Below are 12,083 nucleotides of genomic sequence, written 5' to 3' on the forward strand. Positions count from 1 at the left end.
CCGGGAGGGGACCGAGAGGGGGTGTGGGGATGGACGTCAGGACCTCCGGCGCCAGGGCGGCCGATGCCCATGCGCCCGGAGCGGAGCCGCCCGGCGAGGGCCACGGCCGCCCGTCCACCGGGCCGGGCCCCGGTGTGCCCGGCGGCGCGCCGGACGGGCTCGGGCTGCACCCCGACGATCTGCCCGACGGCCTGGTGGTGGCCGATGAGGCCGGCCTGGTCACGTTCTTCAACGCGGCGGCGGCCCGGATCACCGCCACCGACCCCTCGGACGCGATCGGCCGCCGCCTGGAAGTGGCCCTGCCGTTAGAGGACCTGGACGGCCGGCGCTGGTGGGCGCTGACCGATCCTTACGGAGGGCTGGCCATCCGGGCCGGCCAGCCCGAGCGGAACCTGCTGCTGCCGGGCGGCCGCGAGGTGCTGGTCTCGGCCCGCTACGTGCGTGAGCGGCCGACCGGGCCGGTGCGCCGGGTGGTGGTCTGTCTGCGCGGCACCGAGGCCCGCCGCCGCACCGAGCGCAGCCATGCCGAGCTGATCGCGACCGTCGCCCATGAGCTGCGCTCACCGCTGACCTCCGTGAAGGGGTTCACGGCCACCCTGCTGGCCAAGTGGGAGCGCTTCACCGACGACCAGAAGCGGCTGATGCTGGAGACCGTCGACGCCGACGCCAACCGGGTCACCCGGCTGATCGCCGAGCTGCTGGACATCTCCCGGATCGACTCGGGCCGGCTGGAGGTGCGCCGCCAGCCGGTCGACCTCGCCGCCGCCGTCCGCCGCCATGTGCAGGCGCTCACCGCGGCCGGGCACACCGCCGAGCGCTTCCTGATCAGGGTCAGGGGGCCGCTGCCCCGGCTGTGGGCCGATCCGGACAAGATCGATCAGGTGCTGGGCAATCTGCTGGAAAACGCGGTGCGCCACGGTGAGGGAACGGTCACTATTGATATAGCCCCTGATATGGCGCCCGCACCGGCCAAGCCGGTCGCGGACGGTACCCCTGTCGAAAGGACCGCCGTCACCGTGAGCGACGAGGGCCCCGGTATCCCGGAGGAGTCGATGAGCCGCGTCTTCACCCGCTTCTGGCGGGGCAGCAAGCGCGGTGGCACCGGCCTGGGGCTCTACATCGTCAAGGGCATCGTCGAGGCGCACGGCGGGACGATCACCGTCGACCGGGCCCGCGGCGGCGGCGCGGAGTTCCGATTTACCCTGCCCGTGGGCACCCCGGCCTATCTGGCCTGATCCCCCCACGGGCTACTCCGGACGGAGCGGACCCGTCCGCGCGGCAGGTGCCGCGCGGCGTCCCCAGGAACAGCACCCCTCGCGCGCCCCTTAGACTCGGGCTTTGGCACCTTGGCGTCCCCTTCGTGGTCGCAGCGGTCGCAGCCGTCGTGAGCCGGGGTCGCGCAGCCGGGGGCACCTCCCAGCGGTAGCTGGGGGGACAATCGGAAGCACGGGAAGAGATGTCGGCACCCAATAAGTCGTACGACCCTGTCGAGGTCGAGGCACTGAAACCGGAAGAGATCGCCCGCAGGCGGGACGAGGCGCTCGCCGCCATCGCCGCGGCGGGGGACCTCGAGGCGCTGCGCGAGGTGAAGGTCGCCCACACCGGCGACCGCTCGCCGCTCGCGCTCGCCAACCGCGAGATCGGCGCCCTGCCGCCACACGCCAAGGCGGACGCGGGCAAGCGCGTCGGCCAGGCCCGCGGCCAGGTCAACCAGGCGCTGAAGGCCCGGCAGGCGGAGCTGGAGGCGGAGCGGGACGCCCGGGTGCTGGTCGAGGAGGCGGTGGACGTCACCCTGCCGTACGACCGCACCCCGGCCGGTGCCCGCCACCCGATCACCACGCTCTCCGAGCGCATTGAGGACGTCTTCGTCGCGATGGGCTACGAGGTCGCCGAGGGCCCGGAGGTGGAGGCCGAGTGGTTCAACTTCGACGCGCTCAACTTCCCGCCCGACCATCCCGCCCGCGAGATGCAGGACACCTTCTTCGTGCGGGGCGCGAAGGGTGACCAGGACGGCGAGGGCTCCGGTGTGGTGCTGCGCACCCACACCTCACCGGTACAGATCCGCTCGATGATCGACCGCGAGCCGCCCATCTACGTGATCTGCCCCGGCCGCACCTTCCGCACCGATGAGCTGGACGCCACCCACACCCCCGTCTTCCACCAGGTCGAACTGCTCGCCATCGACGAGGGCCTGACCATGGCCGACCTCAAGGGGACGCTCGACCACATGGTGCGGGCGCTGTTCGGCGAGGGGATGTCGACCCGGCTGCGGCCGAACTTCTTCCCGTTCACCGAGCCGTCCGCCGAGATGGACATGCTGTGCTACGTGTGCCGCGGCAAGTCCGTGGGCAACCCGGACCGGCCCTGCCGCACCTGCTCCAGCGAGGGCTGGATCGAGCTGGGCGGCTGCGGCATGGTCAACCCGCGGGTGCTCATCGCCTGCGGCGTGGACCCGGAGAAGTACAGCGGGTTCGCCTTCGGCTTCGGCATCGAGCGGATGCTGATGTTCCGGCACAACGTGGAAGACATGCGAGACATGGTCGAGGGTGATGTGCGCTTCACCCGGCCCTTCGGGATGGAGATCTGATGCGGGTCCCGCTTTCTTGGCTGCGGGAGTACGTCGACCTGCCCGCCGGTGAGACCGGCCGTGACGTACAGGCCAAACTCGTCGCCGCAGGGCTCGAGGTCGAGACGGTCGAGCAGCTCGGCACCGGCCTCAAGGGGCCCCTGGTCGTCGGGCAGGTGCTGGCCATCGAGGAGCTGGAGGGGTTCAGGAAGCCCATCCGCTACTGCCAGGTGGACGTCGGCCGGGCCAACGGCACGGGTGAGCCGCAGAACATCGTCTGCGGCGCCCGGAACTTCCGGGTCGGCGACAAGGTCGTGGTCGTACTGCCCGGCGCCGAGCTGCCCGGCGGCTTCGCGATCTCCGCGCGCAAGACCTACGGCAAGGTCTCCGAGGGCATGATCTGCTCCGCCAGCGAGCTGGGCATGTCCGACGAACTCCCCCGGCCTGGCGGCCGGGAGGCGCCCCCGGGGATCATCGTCCTGCCGCCCGAGCACGAGGCCGGCACCGACGCCATCGAGCTGCTGGAGCTGGTCGACGAGGTCCTCGACATCGCCGTCACCCCGGACCGGGGCTACTGCCTGTCGATGCGCGGTGTCGCCCGCGAGACCGCGACCGCCTACGAGCTGCCGCTGCGCGACCCGGCCCTCCTCGACGTGCCCGCGCCCAACAGCCACGGCTACCCCGTCAAGGTCGCCGACCCGATCGGCTGCGACCGCTTCACCGCCCGCACCGTCACCGGCCTCGACCCCGAGGCGCACTCCCCGATCTGGCTCCAGCGCCGGCTCCAGAAGGCCGGGATGCGCCCGGTCTCGCTCGCCGTCGACATCACCAACTACGTGATGCTCGAACTCGGCCAGCCGCTGCACGCCTACGACCGCTCCCGGATCAACGGGGCGATCGGGGTGCGCCGCGCCGAGCCGGGCGAGAAGCTCACCACCCTCGACGGCACCCAGCGCGCCCTGGACCCCGAGGACCTCGTCATCACCGACGAGAGCGGGCCCATCGGCCTCGCCGGCGTCATGGGCGGCGCCAACACCGAGATCGCGGACGCCACCGCCGACGCCGAGACCGGCCAGGTGACGGGCACCACCGAGGTCGTCATCGAGGCGGCCCACTTCGCCCCGGTCTCGGTCGCCCGCACCGCCCGCCGCCACAAGCTGTCCTCCGAGGCGTCCCGGCGGTTCGAGCGCGGCGTCGACCCCCAGGCCGCCTCCGCCGCGGCGCAGCGCACCGTCGATCTGCTGGTGCTGCTCGCGGGCGGCACCGCGGAGGTGGGCGTCACCGAGATCATCGCGCCCAGCGCACCGCACACCATCACGCTGCCCGCCGACCACCCGGACAAGGTCGCGGGGGTGCCCTACGGCCGGGAGACCGTGGTGCGCCGGCTCCAGCAGATCGGCTGCGACGTCTACGGGGCCGACGACCTCACCGTCACCGTCCCCAGCTGGCGGCCCGACCTCACCGACCCCAACGACCTGGCCGAGGAGGTCATCCGGCTCGAGGGGTACGAGAACCTCCCCGCCACGCTGCCCCAGCCGCCCGCCGGGCGCGGGCTGACCGAGCGTCAGCGGCTGCACCGCCGGGTCGGCCGGGCGCTGGCCGGCGCCGGATACGTCGAGGCGCTGAACTACCCGTTCCTCGGCGAGGAGATCCTCGACCAGTTCGGGCTGGCCGCCGACGACCCGCGGCGCGATGTGGTGCGGCTGGTCAACCCGCTGTCGGACGCCGAGCCCGCGCTCCGTACGACACTGCTGCCCGGACTGCTCGGCGCGCTGCGCCGCAACGACGGGCGCGGTGCGCACGACCTCGCGCTCTTCGAGACGGGTCTGGTCTTCCGCGCCACCGGCGACGAACCGGCCGCGGTCACCCTCCCGGTCGACCGCCGACCCACCGACGAGCAGATCGCCGCGCTCGACGCCGCGCTGCCCCACCAGCCGCGCCGCGTCGCCGTCGTCCTCGCGGGCGACCGTGAGCAGGCCGGCTGGTGGGGCAAGGGCACCCCGGTGAGCTGGGCCGACGCCATCGAGGCGGGCCGGATCGTGGCCCGCGAGGCGGGCGTCGAGCTGATCGTCCGCCAGGACCAGCAGGACCCGTGGCACCCGGGCCGCTGCGCCGCGCTGCTGGCCGTCGTCGACGGCGAGGAGATCCTCGTCGGCAACGCCGGCGAACTCCACCCGCGGGTCACCAAGGCCCTGGGCCTGCCCGAGCGCACCTGCGCGATGGAGCTGGAGCTCGACCGCCTGGAGCGGGCCGGCACCGGCCGCGTGGCGGCCCCCCACGTCTCCACCTTCCCGGTGGCCACCCAGGACGTCGCGCTGGTCGTGGACGCCTCGGTGTCCGCGGCCGACGTCGAGACGGCGCTGCGCGAGGGCGCGGGCGAGCTGCTGGAGTCGCTCCGGCTGTTCGACGTCTTCACCGGTGAACAGCTCGGCGAGGGCAGGAAGTCGCTGGCCTACGCGCTGCGCTTCCGCGCCCCGGACCGCACGCTGACCGCCGAGGAGATCGCGGCGTCCCGCGACGCCGCGGTGTCGGCGGCCGCCGACCGCACCGGCGCCACCCTGCGCGGAGCCTGACACCGACCGGCTCCCGCCGGCCGCCGCAACCCGGCCGATGGGGCCGCACCCGCACCCGGGCGCGGCCCCATTACCGCGCCACGCCATGGCGCCGCGCACGCCGTTCGCCGAGTGGCGCGAGGTCCGGGCGGTCGCGCGGCCTTCGGCCCGCGCTGTCACCTGGACCTCCGGTCACGCGCGGTGGGGTGTTCGGGGCCGTCCGGGGCGTGGTGATGCCCGTGCCGGTGGCCATGGGGCGCACCGCGCTCTGGGGCAGCGCGCCATCGCCGTCCCCGGGCGCCGCATGTCCCGGGCGCGGCCGGGGATTCGTCCTTGCGTACCGCGCCACGCCATGGCGCCGCGCACGCTGCTCGTCGAGTGGCGCGAGGTCCGGGCGGCCGCGCGGTCGCCGGCCCGCGCCGCTCCCGGACCTCCGGTCACGCGCGGTGGGGTGTTCGGGGCCGTCCGGGGTGTGGTGATGCCCGTGCCGGTGGCCATGGGGCGCACGCCGTCGCTGTCCCCGCGCCTGCCCGCTCCAGCCGGTGAACGGCGAACAGCCGATCCGGGGCACGGTGGGGTGTTCGGGAAGGGCCCTGGGGCGTGGTCACCCGATCAGGTGAGATCCGGAAGGGGCAGGTCCCTTTGACAGGGGCTGTCGCGAGAATCGTCCCGGTCGTACGGCCCATCGGGAGACCGACCGTCCAGGGGCCTGGCCGACCGCCTCATTGGCCGGCGTTGGGGGCGACACATGATCGGGGCATCGGCAGTCGGCGGCGCGTTCGCACGGGGAGCGCACAGGCTTCGGGTGGTCACCCGCGTGGCCCCCTGTCTATGGGTGCTCGGTGTCATCTGCTGGGAACTGCTGACCCCGCACGACACCGAGGTCGTCCCGCTCCTCGCCGCGGCCCCCGCCATCGCCTGTGCGAGCAGCGGCCGCCGCGGATACATCCTGCTGCTCGGCGGCGCGAGCCTGCTGTGCGCCCTCGCCCCGCCGACCCCTCTGGAGCCCGACGGCGACGTGGAGGAGCCGCACGCGGGCCTGGTCACCTGCTGTGCCATCTTCGCCGTGGTCGTCGCCACCTACCTCGGCAACGGCCGCAGGCTGCGGCTGATCCGCGAACTGGAACAGCTCCGGGCGGTGGCCGCCGCGGCGCAGGACGTGGTGCTGCGGCCGCTCCCGGCCCGGCTGGAGGGGATCGAGCTGGCGGGCGGGCATCTGTCGGCCAGCCGGGGCGCCGTCGTGGGCGGCGATCTGTACGAGGCGCTGGCCACCCCGTACGGCGTCCGCGTCATCATCGGCGACGTCCGCGGCCACGGCCTGCCCGCGATCGGCACCGTCGCCGCCGTCCTCGGCAGCTTCCGGGAGGCGGCCCATGAGGAACCCCGGCTCACCGGTGTGCTGCGCCGGCTCGACCGCGCCCTGGAGCGCCATCTGCGGGCACGCGCGAGCGGGGAGTGTCCGCCGGACAGCCCGGTGGACGAGGAGTTCGTGACCGTCCTGCTGCTGGAGGTGGGCCCGGACGGTGAGGTCACCGCGCTCAACTGCGGCCACCCCTGGCCGTACCGCCTCCACGAGCAGCCGGTGGGCCCGGCCATCGCCCGGCAGACCGACCCCGGTGAGGTGCTGCCCCCGCTCGGTCTCTTCCCGCTCCCCGCCGAGCCGCCCGCCGCCCACTGGAGCGCCTTGGGCGCCGGCGACACGCTGGTGCTGCACACCGACGGCGCCGAGGACGCACGCGATGCCCACGGCACGTTCTTCCCGCTGCGCCGCGCCCTGTCCGAGGCCGCGGGGCCCGGACCGCTCGTCCCGACGGCGGTCGTCGAGGGGGTGCGCTCGGCGCTGCTGAGCCACACCGGCGGGCGGCTCGCCGACGACGTCGCGCTCGTCGCGCTGCGCTACGACCGCTGCCCGCTGTCCGCCCCCACGGCCCTCCCCCTCCCGGCCGCCGACGCCGGCCGGAACTAGGGTCCGTCGTCAAAGGGGGCGCCCTGCCTCCCGACGCCTGGCACGGCCGCTCGCCGCGTTGTCGCAGCACCCACGTACGTCCAGTACGAGGGCGGTGCTCCGCCTTGCGGCTCGCCGCTTTCACACCCCGTGTGAATCGCGCTCCACTACGCTGGCGCCACCGAGCGCTTCGGGAGGGCGAGATGGAGCCCAACACACTGCTCGACTCCGTGCTCGACGAGGCCGGAGTCTCCCACGCGGGACTGGCCGCGCATGTCAACGAGGCAGGCCGGGCCCGGGGGATGAAGCTGCGGTACGAACACACCGCGGTGGCCCGGTGGCTGAAGGGCCAGCGGCCCCGTGGCCAGGTGCCGGACCTCATCTGCGAGGTGCTGGGGGAGCGGCTGCACCGCGCCCTCACCCTGGATGACATCGGCCTGGGCACCCCCGGCAGCCCCCGCGGACCCGCCACCCCGCTCTCCGGGTTCGTCGAGCGTGCCACCGCGCTGTGGCGCTCCGACGAACAGCAGCGACCGCATGTCGTCCAGGCCCCGGCGGTCACCGGCACCCCCGCCGTCATCCCGGTGTGGGAGTGGGAGAACCCGCCCGAGGACTCCGATGTCTCCCGGCGCGGTCAGACGCGGGTCAGCATGACCGACATCGAGACGCTGCGCGCCGCCCGTGCCCACTACGAGCAGATGTACCGCAAGGCGGGCGGCGTCGCGACCCGGACCCGGGTGGTGGGGTTCCTCAACTCCGAGGCCGCGCCGCTGCTGCGCGGCGCTTACGGCGACGACACCGGCCGCCAGCTCCACCGGACGACCGGCGGCCTGGTGGCCATCGCCGGGATCTGCGCCTACGACTCCGACGCGCACGGCCTGGCCCAGCGCTACTTCCACCAGGCGCTGCGGCTCGCCAAGGCCAGCGGCGACCGGGGCCTGGGCGCCTATGTGATCGCGCTGCTGGTCAACCAGTCCCTGTTCATGAAGGAGTACCGGCAGGCGGTCGCCTTCGCCGAATCGGCGCTGCGTGCCGCGGGTTCCCAGATCACCCCCGCGCTCGCCGCCGACCTCTACGCCATGCAGGCCAAGGCGTACGCCCGGCTGGGCGACGGCGCCGGGACGCTGTCCTGCATCCGGCGCGCCGAGACGGCCGCCGACCGGATCAGACCCGGCCAGGAGCCCGACGAGACCGGCTATGTCCAGCCGGGTCTGGTGAACGTCCAGGTGGCCGAGGCGCTGCTGAGCCTGGGCGACCTCGGCGGCGCCCGCGAGCACGCCACCGCCGCGGTCGGCACCCCCGCGCACGACCGGGGGCGGGTGCACCGGCTCGCCATGCTCACCCATATCGAGCTGCGGCAGGGTGACGCGGACCGGGCGGGCGCCACGGCGGTGGAGATGACCGAGCGGGCGCGCGGCATGGAGTCCCAGCGGTTACGCGACCGGCTGCGGGCGGTACGGGAACACCTCGCGGCCAGCGGATGCGCCGCGACGGCCGAGGCCGCCGAGCTCATCGACGGGGCACTGCGCGTCCCTCTGTGACCGCGGTTCCGTTCGCGCTCCGCACTCTCGTCAGCGGGTGGCCCAGGATGGCCTCCCGTTTCGACGAAAGGTGGCTGACAGTGCGATGGAAGAACCTCAGGGAGCAGACCGTGTACGAGAACCGATGGTTCCGGGTCAACCTCGCCGACGTCCGACTCCCCGACGGGCGTCATCTGGACCACTATCTGATCCGGCTCCGCCCCGTGGCCGTGGCCACCGCGGTGAACGCGGCGAACGAGGTGCTGCTGCTGTGGCGGCACCGGTTCATCACCGACGCCTGGGGCTGGGAGCTGGCCGCGGGCGTCGTCGAGGACGGTGAGGACATCGCCGACGCCGCGGCCCGGGAGATGGAGGAGGAGACCGGCTGGCGCCCCGGCCCGCTGCGCCATCTGCTCTCCGTCGAGCCGTCCAACGGGCTCACCGACGCACGGCACCACATCTACTGGGCCGAGGAGGCGTCGTACGTCGGACACCCGGAGGACGACTTCGAGTCGGACCGCCGTGAATGGGTGCCGCTGAAGGCGGTGCCCGACCTGGTCGCCCGGGGTGAGGTGCCCGCGGCCAACATGGCGGCCGCGCTGCTGCTGCTGCACCACATCAGGCTCGGCTAGGCCGGACGGCGGGTACGGACCGGGTCCGGTGGCGCGGTGGCGCGCTAGTGTCCCGCCGCCTGCCATACCGCGAGGGCCAGGGCGGAGACCCCGGTCAGGGCGGCGATGGAGGGCAGCGGCCAGCGTCCGTGTTCCAGTGTCCGTATCCGTCCGCCCAGTTGGTTCACGTCCTCCTCGGCCTGCTCTCCTCGGTGGTCGAGCAGGGCGAGCCGGCCGTCGACGCGGGTGAAGCCCACTTCGACGGTCCGGCGCAGTTCCGCGAGCTCCACGGCTAACGCGGCTTGCTCGGGCTCGGTGGTCACGGGTTGATCCCCTTCCGGATGTAACGTCCGTGTGCAGTGGTGACGCTTCGAGTCAAGCGCATGCCCAGGTGGTGCGGGAGCGTGTGTGGGGATGGTGTGTGTGTCACCGGCGCACACCCCGTGCGAAAGGCGGGTACTCAGCGGGGTACTCCGCGTGGGTACTCAACGGGGCAGAAGGGACGGATGTGCGATTGATCGCCGCTGGGATGTGGGAATTCGGCGCCGACCAGGGACTGCGCCAGTTCGCCGAACTCGGCGTCGCCCTGGTGCTGTCCACCCTGATCGGGCTCGAGAGGGCGGTGCAGCAGAAGAGCGCCGGGCTGCGCACCCACACCCTGGTGGGCGTGGGCAGCGCGCTGTTCATGCAGGTGTCCCAGTACGGATTCGCCGATGTGCTGCTGCGGGACCACATCAGCCTGGACCCCTCCCGGGTGGCGGCGCAGGTCGTCTCCGGTATCGGCTTCATCGGCGGCGGCCTGATCTTCGTACGGCGGGACGCCGTCCGGGGGCTGACCACCGCGGCGACCATCTGGCTGACCTGTGCGGTCGGTATGGCCTGCGGCGGCGGGCTGGCCCTGCTGGCCACCGCGGCCACCGCGGCGCACTTCCTGGTGGTGCGCGGCTATCCGCTGCTCACCCGCCGGCTGCCGGCCCTGTGGTCGGCCGAACGGGTGGAGGTGCAGCTCTCCTACCGGGTGGGCGGAGGGGTGCTGCCCCGCGTCCTGGAGCTGTGCACGGCCGCCGGGTACCGGGTGGTGCGGGTCCGGGTGGACCGGGCGCCCTGGAAGGGCCGGGACCGCACCACCCGGGTCGTCCGGGCCGAGGAGGAGGCCCGGCCCGCCGATACGGGCGTCGCCGAGGTACTGCTGGCCCTCGAGGGCACCGGGGACATCCTCCGTCTGGTCGGGCAGATCTCCGAACTGGACGGCGTGCTCGGCGCCGACGCGGGCCACGACCTGGACGGCTCGGAGTGACGCCGTACCGCCACGGGCGCCCGAGCGCCCACCGTGCGGTCCACCGCACGGCCCGGCGCGGCGGCCGCCGGTTCAGCCCGCCGGTTCAGAGCGCCCGCGCCCGCAGACGGCGCAGCATCCGCGCGTCGTCGAACCCCACCTCGCGCGCCGCGGCCTCCACCGTCGACCCCTGGCCGATCAGGTGCTCGGCGCGCTCCAGCCGCAGCGCCTGCTGATAGCGCAGCGGGGTGAGCCCGCCGGTGGCGCGGGTGAACAGCCGGGTGAGGGTGCGTTCGCTGACCTGCGCCGTAAGGGCCAGATACGTCAGCGACAGCGGTTCGGCGAACCGCGTGTCGATGAGGTCCTGGACCCGGTGGACCACGTCGTCCGGATGGGAGCGGTGCCGCAGCATGACGCCGGCCTGCGGCTCATGGCCGTTGCGGCGGGCGAAGACGACCATGTTCCGGGCCACCCGGGCGGCGAGCGCCGGCCCGTGCCGGACCGCCAGCAGATGCAGCGCCAGATCGATCCCACTGGCGATGCCCGCCGAGGTCACCACCCGCTCGTCGGCGGTGAACAGCACATCCCGTACCACCGTCGCCCGGGGATGCCGGGCCGCCAGCTCGTCCTGGAGCTCATGGTGGGTGGTGCACCGGCGCCCGTCCAGCAGTCCCGCCCGGCCCAGCGCCAGCGCCCCGGCGCAGACGCCGGCCACGGTGCCCCCGGCCGCGTGGTGGGCGCCCAGCCGCTCCAGCGCGTGCGGACCGGGTTCCGGCCCGTCGTGCGGCGGCGACGACCGCCAGCCCGGCACCACGACCAGGTCGTCCGGGCCCGTCGCGGGCCACCGGGTGCGCGCGTTCAGCGTCAGACCCTGGGCGCTGGGCACCAGCTCCCGCTCGGCCACGTACGTGAGCTCATACGGCTGCCCGAGGTCCCGCGCCGTGTCGAACACCTGGGCCGGTCCGGACAGGTCGAGCAGATGGACCCCGGGCACCAGGACGAACACCACCCGGCTCATGCCGCGGCCGCTCCCGCCGCCTCCGCCTCCAGCTCGGCCACCGTGGCGATCCGGGCGAACCGGCCGCGCAGCACCGCCTCCGTGCGCTCGATGACCGCCTCGGCGCTCAGCTCGCCGATCGGATGGGTGGTGGTGGCGTCGGTGACGAACACCACCCCGTACCCCAGGTCGCTGCCGACCCGGGTGGTGGTCTCCACGCACTGCTCGGTACGGATGCCGCAGACCACCAGCTCGCGCACGCCCGCCGTGGTCAGCAGCTGATGCAGGGGGGTGGTGGTGAAGGCGTTGTGGGAGGTCTTGTGGAGCACGGGCTCCCCCGGAGCGGGCCGCTCCAGCTCCGCCAGCAGGCGGACCTGACCCTGCTCCGGGTCGAACACGCCTTCGCTGCCGGGCTCGGTGTGCAGTACCCAGATCACCTGGTCCCCCTCGGCACGGGCGAGCCGTACCAGCCGGTTGACCGGGTCCGCGATCCGCGGATCGGCGATCTGCTCCCAGGACGGACGGGCGCGGAAGGATTCCTGGACATCGACAACGATCAGTGCTCGGTTCATGGGAAACAGTCTGAATCAGGGTGAAAGCCCACTGCCAGGCACGA

General features: G+C 73.6%; 10 protein-coding genes. 7 read left to right on the forward strand and 3 right to left on the reverse strand.

All coding sequences use genetic code 11. From position 1 onward, the window contains the following. Nucleotides 1-29: 29 nt before the first annotated feature. The 6 genes from N6H00_RS32415 (at nt 30) to N6H00_RS32440 (ending at nt 9,215) form a co-directional block, all read left to right on the forward strand. Entirely contained in the window at nt 30-1,235 is a 1,206-nt protein-coding gene (locus N6H00_RS32415; RefSeq protein ID WP_268975384.1) for a sensor histidine kinase, read from the forward strand. Nucleotides 1,236-1,456: 221 nt separating this feature from the next. Then, entirely contained in the window at nt 1,457-2,587 is a 1,131-nt protein-coding gene (gene pheS, locus N6H00_RS32420) for a phenylalanine--tRNA ligase subunit alpha (protein WP_268975385.1), read from the forward strand. Then, complete coding sequence (gene pheT / locus N6H00_RS32425; RefSeq protein ID WP_268975386.1) at nt 2,587-5,139, forward strand: phenylalanine--tRNA ligase subunit beta; 2,553 nt, start codon at nt 2,587-2,589, stop codon at nt 5,137-5,139. Before pheS ends, pheT begins: the two co-directional genes overlap by 1 nt. Before the next feature lie 727 nt (nt 5,140-5,866). Then, on the forward strand, nt 5,867-7,084 hold the full coding sequence (locus N6H00_RS32430; RefSeq protein ID WP_443073105.1) for a PP2C family protein-serine/threonine phosphatase: 1,218 nt from the start codon (nt 5,867-5,869) through the stop codon (nt 7,082-7,084). A 182-nt stretch (nt 7,085-7,266) separates the two neighbouring features. After that, nucleotides 7,267-8,604, forward strand: a complete 1,338-nt coding sequence (locus tag N6H00_RS32435) for a transcriptional regulator (protein ID WP_268975388.1) — start codon at nt 7,267-7,269, stop codon at nt 8,602-8,604. 47 nt (nt 8,605-8,651) lie between these two features. Then, nucleotides 8,652-9,215 (forward strand): NUDIX hydrolase, encoded by a 564-nt coding sequence (locus tag N6H00_RS32440; protein WP_268975390.1) that lies wholly within the window; start codon nt 8,652-8,654, stop codon nt 9,213-9,215. A gap of 44 nt (nt 9,216-9,259) precedes the next feature. Here N6H00_RS32440 and N6H00_RS32445 read toward each other — a convergent pair whose 3' ends face one another. Further along, nucleotides 9,260-9,517 (reverse strand): hypothetical protein, encoded by a 258-nt coding sequence (locus tag N6H00_RS32445; protein ID WP_268975392.1) that lies wholly within the window; start codon nt 9,515-9,517, stop codon nt 9,260-9,262. Between the two features lie 206 nt (nt 9,518-9,723). Here N6H00_RS32445 and N6H00_RS32450 point away from each other — a divergent pair, with 206 nt between their 5' ends. Next, nucleotides 9,724-10,491: an MgtC/SapB family protein gene (locus tag N6H00_RS32450; protein ID WP_268977204.1), complete on the forward strand. Its 768-nt coding sequence runs from the start codon at nt 9,724-9,726 to the stop codon at nt 10,489-10,491. A gap of 85 nt (nt 10,492-10,576) precedes the next feature. Here the strand turns inward: N6H00_RS32450 and N6H00_RS32455 are convergent, their stop codons facing one another. Both N6H00_RS32455 and N6H00_RS32460 read right to left on the reverse strand, forming a co-directional pair. Further along, nucleotides 10,577-11,488 (reverse strand): GlxA family transcriptional regulator, encoded by a 912-nt coding sequence (locus N6H00_RS32455; RefSeq protein WP_268975393.1) that lies wholly within the window; start codon nt 11,486-11,488, stop codon nt 10,577-10,579. Continuing rightward, complete coding sequence (locus tag N6H00_RS32460) at nt 11,485-12,039, reverse strand: cysteine hydrolase family protein (RefSeq protein ID WP_268975394.1); 555 nt, start codon at nt 12,037-12,039, stop codon at nt 11,485-11,487. The genes N6H00_RS32455 and N6H00_RS32460 overlap by 4 nt, the downstream gene beginning before the upstream one ends. Nucleotides 12,040-12,083 lie beyond the last annotated feature (44 nt).

The organism is Streptomyces sp. S465 (assembly GCF_026898115.1).
In the GTDB taxonomy this organism is placed as follows: domain Bacteria; phylum Actinomycetota; class Actinomycetes; order Streptomycetales; family Streptomycetaceae; genus Streptomyces; species Streptomyces luomodiensis.

Excerpts from the sequence above, each read along its gene's own strand:
- N6H00_RS32415 (WP_268975384.1), top strand. The coding sequence starts at position 30 with ATGGACGTCAGGACCTCCGGCGCCAGGGCGGCCGATGCCCATGCGCCC.
- pheS (WP_268975385.1), top strand. The coding sequence starts at position 1,457 with ATGTCGGCACCCAATAAGTCGTACGACCCTGTCGAGGTCGAGGCACTG.
- pheT (WP_268975386.1), top strand. The coding sequence starts at position 2,587 with ATGCGGGTCCCGCTTTCTTGGCTGCGGGAGTACGTCGACCTGCCCGCC.
- N6H00_RS32430 (WP_443073105.1), top strand. The coding sequence starts at position 5,867 with ATGATCGGGGCATCGGCAGTCGGCGGCGCGTTCGCACGGGGAGCGCAC.
- N6H00_RS32435 (WP_268975388.1), top strand. The coding sequence starts at position 7,267 with ATGGAGCCCAACACACTGCTCGACTCCGTGCTCGACGAGGCCGGAGTC.
- N6H00_RS32440 (WP_268975390.1), top strand. The coding sequence starts at position 8,652 with ATGGCCTCCCGTTTCGACGAAAGGTGGCTGACAGTGCGATGGAAGAAC.
- N6H00_RS32450 (WP_268977204.1), top strand. The coding sequence starts at position 9,724 with ATGTGGGAATTCGGCGCCGACCAGGGACTGCGCCAGTTCGCCGAACTC.
- N6H00_RS32455 (WP_268975393.1), bottom strand. The coding sequence starts at position 11,488 with ATGAGCCGGGTGGTGTTCGTCCTGGTGCCCGGGGTCCATCTGCTCGAC.
- N6H00_RS32460 (WP_268975394.1), bottom strand. The coding sequence starts at position 12,039 with ATGAACCGAGCACTGATCGTTGTCGATGTCCAGGAATCCTTCCGCGCC.